The following is a 6,414-nucleotide window of genomic DNA, read 5'->3' as shown; positions in this document are numbered from 1 at the left end:
TGCCGGCCGTCCGCGGAATCGTCCAGTCGCACAAGGGCGGCCTCTTGGTCACCAGCCATCCCGGACAGGGCACCAAGGTTCGCATCCTCTTCCCCATCCAAGACCGGCCACGCGCCGCCACAGAACCGGCGCCCCCTCAGCAGGCTGGTGGAGGCAGGCCCGATTCGGCTGACACGATTTTGGTGGTGGATGATGCCGCCATGATACGGGCCTTGAGCCAAGAGATCCTGGAGCTTTCCGGCTATCGAGTGCTCACCGCCGACAGCGGCGCAGCGGCCCTGGCGCTATTCCAAGAGCACCATCGCGAGATCGGCTGCGTCCTGCTCGACCTGAGCATGCCGGGGATGGACGGCCTCCAGACCTTCGAGGCGCTGCAACAAATCAAACCCGGCACGAAGGTGCTGCTCGTCAGCGGCTATCATCCTGACACGCTCCGTCTGCAATATGGAGACAAGGGATTCAGGGGTTTCCTCAAAAAGCCGTTCCAGCTATCGGTATTACGCGATGAAGTCGAGCGGCTGCTGAACAGCCCCTAGGCGCCGAACCTGACGGAACCATCAATGGACACTACACGCATCTACATCGTGGAGGACGAGGCGCTGATCGTCATGGAGCTCGTCGATCGCTTGATGCGCTTGGGCTACCAGGTCTGTGGCAAGGCGGCGCGCGGCGAACAGGCGCTGGAAGACATTCCCCGAACCAACCCCGACATCGTGCTGATGGATATCTGCCTGGCCGGTGAACTGGACGGCATCGAAACGGCCGCCCGCCTGCGCCGGCTCCTGAACGTGCCGATCGTCTTTCTCAGCGCCTTTTCCGATGCCCAACTGATCGAAGAGGCGATCGGGAACGGGACATTCGGCTATCTGCTCAAGCCCTTCGAAGAACGCGAGCTGTCTGCCACCCTCCAAGCCGCCCTCGCCAAGCACCGGCTGGAGCGCACATTGCAAGAAGCCAATGCCACCTTGGATGAAACAGTCCGGGCGCGCACGGCCGCCCTCACGCAGAGCGAGGGGCAACTCCGCGATCTGTTCGACGGCACGAGCGACCTGATCCAAAGCGTCGCACCGGATGGACGCCTCCTCTTCGTGAACCGCGCCTGGCGCGAGACGCTAGGATACTCCGCGGACGAAGTGGCGGTGCTGAACGTCTTTGACGTTATCCAGGCCGAGTGCCGTGATCATTACCGCGGCTTCCTGCAGCAAATCCTCGCCGGTGAGAAGGTGGGATTGGTGGAGATCTTGTTCCGGACGAAAAACGGACGCGCCGTCGTCGCGGAAGGCCAAGTGAGTCTGCGCGTTGAAAACGGCAGGCCTGTGGCCACACGCGGCATCTTCCGCGACATCACCGAGCAGAAAGCCTCTGAAGAAACAGTCCGCACACTCAACAGGAGCCTTGAACGGCTCGTCACCGAGCGCACGGGCGAGTTGCGCGAGAGTGAAGAACGCTTGCGGACTCTCTTCGAGCAGGCGGCCGTGGGCGTCGCGGAGATCGACACGACAACGGGGCGTTTCATCCGGGTCAACCGCAAGTACGGCGAGATCGTCGGCTACTCCATGGAACAGATGCTCGCGCTCGACTTCATGTCCATCACCCATCCCGACGACCTCGCGTCGGATCTCGCCCAGATGGAGCGACTCAAACGCGGCGAGCTGCGCGAGTTCACCCTGGAGAAACGGTACATCCGTAAAGACGGCTCCATCGTCTGGGTGGAGTTGACCGTCTCGCCCCTGCAGGCAGGGAACGAAGCCCTGACCAGGCACCTAGCCGTCGTCAAAGACATCACCGAGCGCAAACAGGTGGAGAGTCAATTGCGGCTCACGCAATTCGCCGTGGAACACGCGGCTGACGCCGTGCTGTGGGCCGATGACACGAAGCGGTTTGTCTACGTCAATGAAGCAGCCTGCCGATCGTTGGGGTATACGCGGGAGGAACTGCTGACGTTGCGCATCCCGGATATTACCCCACAGCATGATCCTGAACGGTTTCAGCAGCGGCTCACGTCCATCAAACAGGGCAGGTCAGCCACGTACGAATCCCTTCATCGGCGCAAGGATGGGACGGAGTTTCCTGTCGAGGCCTCCATCGCCTATCTCGAGCACGAGGGACGGGGCTATACGTGTGGCATTGTGCGGGACATCACGGAACGCAAACGGGCGGAGGAGGCACTCGCCGAGAAGACGAACGAACTGTCGGACTTCATTGAGCACGCCACCGTGAGCATGCACTGGGTGGGAGCGGACGGGATCATCCTCTGGGCGAACCAGACAGAACTGGATCTCCTCGGCTACAGCCGCGAGGAGTACATCGGACACCACATCGCCGACTTCCATGTCGACCAACCGATCATCCAGAAACTTCTCGATTGCCTCAGCTGCGGCGAGACGGTTCAGGAATGTGCCGCCCGCTTGCGGAGCAAAGACGGCTCGATCAAGGACGTGCTGATTGATTCAAGCGTCTTGCGGAAGAACGGCACATTCATTCACACCCGTTGCTTTACACGCGACATCACCGAGCGCAAACAGGCAGAGGCGGCTTTGCAGGCGTTTCAGGACCAAATCCGCCAGATGCAGAAGATGGAGGCAATCGGGCAACTGGCCGGCGGCGTCGCCCATGACTTCAACAATATCCTCACCGCTATCCTCGGCAACGCTGAAATGGCCGCCATGAAGACCGCCGCCGGTCATCCGGTCCAGCCGAACCTCACGAGAATTATCGAAGCCGGCAACCGGGCCTCCCACCTTGTGCAGCAAATCCTCACCTTCACGCATCAGCAAGAATTCTCACGCACCGCGCTGGACCTTGCCCCGGTCATATACGAAGCCCTCGCCTTGCTGCGGGCCACCCTCCCGGCCGGCATCGAGCTGACCGCCACCTACGATGCGGCGACGCCCCACGTCCTGGCCGATGCGACCCAGGTCCATCAAGTCTTGATGAACCTCTGCACCAATGCCTGGCATGCGCTGAATGAACAACCGGGGTCCATTGCGGTGAATCTGACGCCGGTCATGCTGGCCCATCCGCTGCACAGTCTCCATGTGATACTGCCGCCTGGCCGCTATGCGCGCCTGTCCGTCCGTGATACCGGCTGCGGCATGGAGCCAGAAACGGTGGAGCGCATCTTCGACCCCTTCTTTACCACCAAGCCCGTCGGGCAGGGCACGGGCCTCGGCTTGAGCGTGGTCCACGGCATCGTCCGAGGGCACGAGGGCGCCATCGTCGTGGACAGCCGCCCAAACCAGAGCACGACCTTTCACCTCTACTTCCCCGCCGTGGATGCACCGGCCCACCCGCGCGAGTCGGCCGGGACGACGCCCGCCCAGCGACAGGGCAGAAACCGCCATCTGCTTTATCTGGACGACGAGGAGATGTTGGTGGAATTAATCCGGGCTAAGTTCGAACCGCTCGGCTACCGAGTCACCGGCTGTACCAAACCGGCGGAGGCGATCGACGCGGTCCGCGCCGATCCGTCCGGGTTCGATGTCGTCGTGACGGACTACAACATGCCGGGGATGTCCGGCCTGGATGTCGCCAGCGCACTCGCCCACCTCCGCGCTGATCTGCCGGTGGTGGTCGTGTCGGGGTATCTCTCCCCCACAGCCCAAGCGGCCATCCTCGCCGCAGGCATCAAAGAGATTGTCTATAAGCCCACCCTGTTGCAGCAATTGGGCGACGTGATCGCCCGCCTCACCGTCACCCCACCGCAGCAATAGACAACCACTGATAATGAGAGTTGAGTTGCCCGGGCGTCCCGTTACCGGACGCAGGCTTCGCCTTCACACCCGCCCATGCCACCCCTCGGTCCACGATGTTCCCTGCCGCCCATGCCGCCGCCAGGTCCCATCATGCCGGGGCCATGTTCTCCGGCGAAACTGCGCTCATACTGGATGAGGGTCCAGATCTCCTCATCGGTCAGTTGACCGGCAAATCCGATCATGCCGGTGCCGGGCGATCCGTTTTTGATGACCCAGAAGATTTCGCCTTCCGTGCGATGGCGCCAGAATCCATGGTGCTGGAAATTGCGCGGCGAAGGATCCAACTGGGCCGCCACCGGTCCCTTACCATCCCCCTCTTTCCCATGACAATTGAAACAGGTCCCCTTGCCGTTGTAGAGCGCCTTGCCCTGCGCGACGATCTCCGGAGAACTCGGCAAGGGGCTCGTGAGCGCGCGCGCGTCGGCCAGCTTCTCCGCCGGCACCAGCGGCTGCATCATATGCCGCTCAGCGGCCCCAGCAGAAGCGGCAAGAAAAACCACTGCGACTATCAATGGGAAGATACGAGTCTTCATCGCCTTGCTCCTTTGATCATCTGTTCACTCCTCATCGTGCAGCGTTCAGCGCTTCCCACCATCCAGCTAGGGAGTCACCGGAACCATCATGGCGTTCACCCCGATCCCGTACACATACACGAGCTCGCCGCCCCAATAACCGGCCAGAGCCAGGATGACGATCCCGATTACGCCAAGCCCAAGCGTGAGAGGAGGAATGTCTTTGATCCACCCCCGCTGCGTGGCGAAACGCAATCCTAACAAGGCCGCAAAGACAACCAGGGTCACCGTGCCCAGGCTTTCATGGAGTTCCAGCACCGACTCAGGCGCACCGGCCCGCTCGGCCAGCTCTTCCTCCATCCCGCCTGTGACTACCGCGAGCGCCGCACCCATCACACCGGCCAACAGGCAATAGAGGCTCGTGTCTCGAAAGCCTCCAGTCGGCCAACGGCGAGCGAGGACATCGAACGCCACGCTCACGCACAACAACGCAATGGGGAAATGAACGATGATCGGATGAATCGGATGCATCGGGGGTCCCTCCTGTCCGTTATGAACTCCACTCTACCATCCTCCGTGACGGTGGAATCAACCTACCCCGATCAAGGGTCTCCTGCTTGTCCTGACCGGTCATCCATCCCTGGGGCAATGATCCGGCAAAAACAGTTCTAGACGCGGGCTGCAGCCAAGTCCTACCCCATACGCAAATACATTGACAAGATACTGTGTCAGGTTTATCAATTACGGCTATGGCGCGTCATCTGTTGCCTCACCGGCTGCTCACGAAGACAAGGAGCTGATATTCGGTGACAGATTCAGCACCGCTCCCTCGCGCTATCGTTCAGGCTGGCACCATGGCCGATGAGACTCGCCCCATGATGGCTCTTTCACGCGTAAGCACGCGTTCCTAGCGAGCCGGCCCAATATGAATAAGCATATTATCGCAGGGCTCTCATTCGGGCTGGTCATTCTGGCAATCGCCGCGCTGACTCCGGTCAGGGAATCCCAAGCTACTCCGGCGTTTGCGCGCAAGTACAATGCCGATTGTGCCATGTGCCACTATCCGCATCCTCCCCGTTTAAACTCCTTCGGCCAGAAGTTCCGCTGGGCCGGCTACCGCACCCCCACGGAATTCAACAAGGATCAGGACGTCACAAAGCTGGGCGACTTCCTCGCGACCCGCCTGACAACCCAGCTCGCCTACCAGAGCCATAACAAGGAGCTCGCCAGGAGCGAAGCCCTACTGAAGGACTTCTCCCTCTACTTTGCCGGGGCCGTCTCGCAGAATGTGTCGATCTGGACTCATACCCAGGTCGCGGGAACAGGCAACGTCAGCTTCGATGGGCAGATTCAGGGCGTGATGGGGAAGTCCGACCGCTTCTTCAGCTTGACGGGAGGACAGATGCACTACTTCCAGCAACGAGGGCTGGGCGGCTTGGATCGCCAGGCTGGCATCACGGCCAACCCGGTCAGCAGCACCAGGCTCACAGGCAACGGTGCGCCGATTAGTTTCGATACCGTTCAAAAAGGAATCGAAGCCGCCTACGTCCAGGGGCAGGGAAAGATTATGGCCCAGGTGCTGAACGGGGTGGATAAAAACGGAAGCGGCACCGCCAATGCCGGGGATACCGATGCGCAAAAAGATTATCTCGTCGCCTATCAACATATTCTGGACGACATTGCCTCCGGACTCACGGTCTTCTACAACAAGGGGACTACGTATCTTCTGGCGAATGGCCCCTCCCTCAGCCAGCGGGTGGACTTCTGGCGCACCGGCCTCTATCTGAACAAGGTCGTGCCCATGGGAGAGATCGGCTACTTTGAACTGCAGGGAGGCTACGTGCGCAGCCACGATAGTATGCCGATACAAGCGGGGCCGAATAAGGACGGCAACGCGTTCTACCTAGAATCTCAGCAATTCTTCATGGGGCCGGAGCTGACCTTCATCGAGCGGTTTTCCTTCATCGACCAGGATGTGGGACGTCCGAACAGCGTCCGCAAGCTCTACACGGCCGGAGCGGTCACGCGGGTCCAAACCTGGGGACGGGCGGCGGTGGAATATACCCTGACAGATAACAAGGGGCTGGAGCTAAACGGCACATCCGGCCATACCTTCCTCCTCGAATATATGATGATGTGGTAACGAC

The 6,414-nt window shown here is 60.8% G+C and carries 5 protein-coding genes; 3 read left to right on the top strand and 2 right to left on the bottom strand.

Translation table 11 applies throughout. The features are described from left to right. On the top strand, positions 1-536 hold a 536-nt coding region (locus NT179_10670; protein ID MCX5722473.1), incomplete at its 5' end, for a hybrid sensor histidine kinase/response regulator. Between the two features lie 24 nt (positions 537-560). Then, positions 561-3,713 (top strand): PAS domain S-box protein, encoded by a 3,153-nt coding sequence (locus NT179_10665; protein MCX5722472.1) that lies wholly within the window; start codon positions 561-563, stop codon positions 3,711-3,713. A gap of 41 nt (positions 3,714-3,754) precedes the next feature. Here NT179_10665 and NT179_10660 read toward each other — a convergent pair whose 3' ends face one another. Together NT179_10660 and NT179_10655 are read right to left on the bottom strand one after the other, a co-directional pair. Next, a complete protein-coding gene (locus NT179_10660; GenBank protein ID MCX5722471.1) occupies positions 3,755-4,288 on the bottom strand; it encodes a c-type cytochrome in 534 nt (177 codons plus the stop codon). 66 nt (positions 4,289-4,354) lie between these two features. Continuing rightward, a complete protein-coding gene (locus NT179_10655; protein ID MCX5722470.1) occupies positions 4,355-4,798 on the bottom strand; it encodes a DUF2231 domain-containing protein in 444 nt (147 codons plus the stop codon). A gap of 394 nt (positions 4,799-5,192) precedes the next feature. Here NT179_10655 and NT179_10650 point away from each other — a divergent pair, with 394 nt between their 5' ends. Next, positions 5,193-6,410 (top strand): hypothetical protein, encoded by a 1,218-nt coding sequence (locus tag NT179_10650; protein ID MCX5722469.1) that lies wholly within the window; start codon positions 5,193-5,195, stop codon positions 6,408-6,410. Positions 6,411-6,414 lie beyond the last annotated feature (4 nt).

This window comes from Nitrospirota bacterium (assembly GCA_026387665.1).
Lineage (GTDB): Bacteria > Nitrospirota > Nitrospiria > Nitrospirales > Nitrospiraceae > Palsa-1315.
The sequence above is the reverse complement of the archived record's forward strand: the minus strand, read 5'-3'. Positions and strand labels throughout refer to the sequence as shown.

Excerpts from the sequence above, each read along its gene's own strand:
- NT179_10665 (MCX5722472.1), top strand. The coding sequence starts at position 561 with ATGGACACTACACGCATCTACATCGTGGAGGACGAGGCGCTGATCGTC.
- NT179_10660 (MCX5722471.1), bottom strand. The coding sequence starts at position 4,288 with ATGAAGACTCGTATCTTCCCATTGATAGTCGCAGTGGTTTTTCTTGCC.
- NT179_10655 (MCX5722470.1), bottom strand. The coding sequence starts at position 4,798 with ATGCATCCGATTCATCCGATCATCGTTCATTTCCCCATTGCGTTGTTG.
- NT179_10650 (MCX5722469.1), top strand. The coding sequence starts at position 5,193 with ATGAATAAGCATATTATCGCAGGGCTCTCATTCGGGCTGGTCATTCTG.